At 44.1% G+C, this 1,429-nt stretch carries 3 protein-coding genes; all 3 read right to left on the bottom strand.

What is annotated here, in order from left to right; translation table 11 throughout:
• Window positions 1–456, bottom strand: a 456-nt coding sequence (locus tag BGP15_RS17945) for a conjugal transfer protein TraD (protein WP_286770359.1), incomplete at its 3' end; no start/stop codon positions are given.
• 11 nt (window positions 457–467) lie between these two features.
• Entirely contained in the window at window positions 468–917 is a 450-nt protein-coding gene (locus BGP15_RS17940) for a DUF3408 domain-containing protein (protein WP_013632628.1), read from the bottom strand.
• Between the two features lie 4 nt (window positions 918–921).
• Window positions 922–1,429, bottom strand: a 508-nt coding sequence (locus BGP15_RS17935) for a P-loop NTPase family protein (RefSeq protein WP_286770358.1), incomplete at its 5' end; no start/stop codon positions are given.

The raw sequence follows: 1,429 nt of genomic DNA, 5'->3' as shown, positions 1-1,429 counted from the left end.
TACCGCTGTTTCCTTTTGAGCCTGTTCCAAATTCTCTTTTTGGAGCAATGCCCCTACGGAGCTTAGTTCGTCATAGGTAACCCCTTGGGCAAGACTGTCATCGCCTCCGGATATTCCGTACCTGTTCCATTCTTCTTCTTCTTCCTCCAAATCAGGCATATTACTGAAAACTTCATCCAGCTCTTCCTGCGGAATTTGAATATTAACGTCTTCATTCTCGTCGTATTCAATGTCTAAATTATCAGGATTTATCTCTGGTTCCTGTATTTGGCTGTCATTGGCAGTGTTTGGCACTGAAAGGCTTCTTACTGGCTTGGGTTGCCCCATAATATCGGGCAGGTTCGGGTTAACTTTTTCCTGTTTGGACTTTTGCTCCGACCTTTTATGAATTACAATCTTATCCTGCAAAAGCAGGACAATGACTATCAGCAGGCAAATCACAATTACTATTTCCATAATCAGATGCTTTAAAAAATGGGTTTAAACTTTTCGTTGAAATCATCGGTAATGGCTTTTTCAAACATTTCAAAATGATGTTCCAGTATGTTATCGAGATAGGCATACAGGGGTATAGCATCTTTACCGATTACCTGTACAATACGGGATAGCCGTTCGTGGTATTCCTGCCGGATATAGATACTTTTATCGCCCCGCTTTGTCATCGAATGGGTTTTCAAAAAGTGTTCGCCGTAGCTTCCGTCAAGGCTCTTCTTGGTACGGTTTCTTTCCCTTTGTACAGGTTTGCTTTGTGGTAATTCATCCTGCCTTACCTCGTTTTGTATTTCTTCCTTTTCCTGCTCTTCGGCAGGTTCAGGCGGTAGCTGCAAACCGTCCTTTTTAACGCCGTCTACCATCAGGTTCATCATCAGCTCTTCGTTAATGTCCGGCGTAACTTTACGTTTATTATCTTTTTCCATAGCACTACGATTGAATGATGTTTAAAAATTCGCTGATGAACAGGTCTAACTGGCAGGCTTTCATCAAACGCTCATCGGGTGGCATTATCGTAGAACGGAAAACTGTTTTGCTGTCCACTTCACTTTCCTTGCGAAAACGGGTGCTGTTCTTGATTTGGCTTTGCATCAGGCTTAACCCCAGTTGCCCGATAAGCTGATTATACACGTCATATAAGGGCGTGCTTTCCCTGCCGTCCACCTGGTTCCAAAACAGGTTAATGCTTTGTATGGAAGTTTCGCCTTTTTTCATAATTACATCCTGTAAAAGCTGTGTGAAGATGAGCGTACTTTCCATTACCACACGGTCTGCCGTGATGGGCGTGAAAATGTGGTGCATACCTGCCAATGCTTTCAGAATTCCGGGCGTGTTCACGGTTCCGGGCAGGTCGAAGAACAGCACATCAAGCGGAACAGGGGAAGTGTTTACAAATTCGTGCGCCGCATCGAGTACGCTATCCGCTTTGTGCTGCATA

The organism is Sphingobacterium sp. 40-24 (assembly GCF_001899705.1).
GTDB lineage: Bacteria > Bacteroidota > Bacteroidia > Sphingobacteriales > Sphingobacteriaceae > Sphingobacterium > Sphingobacterium multivorum.
Note: the sequence above shows the minus strand (reverse complement) of the source record. Positions and strands in the feature narration are given on the sequence as shown.

Excerpts from the sequence above, each read along its gene's own strand:
- BGP15_RS17940 (WP_013632628.1), bottom strand. The coding sequence starts at position 917 with ATGGAAAAAGATAATAAACGTAAAGTTACGCCGGACATTAACGAAGAG.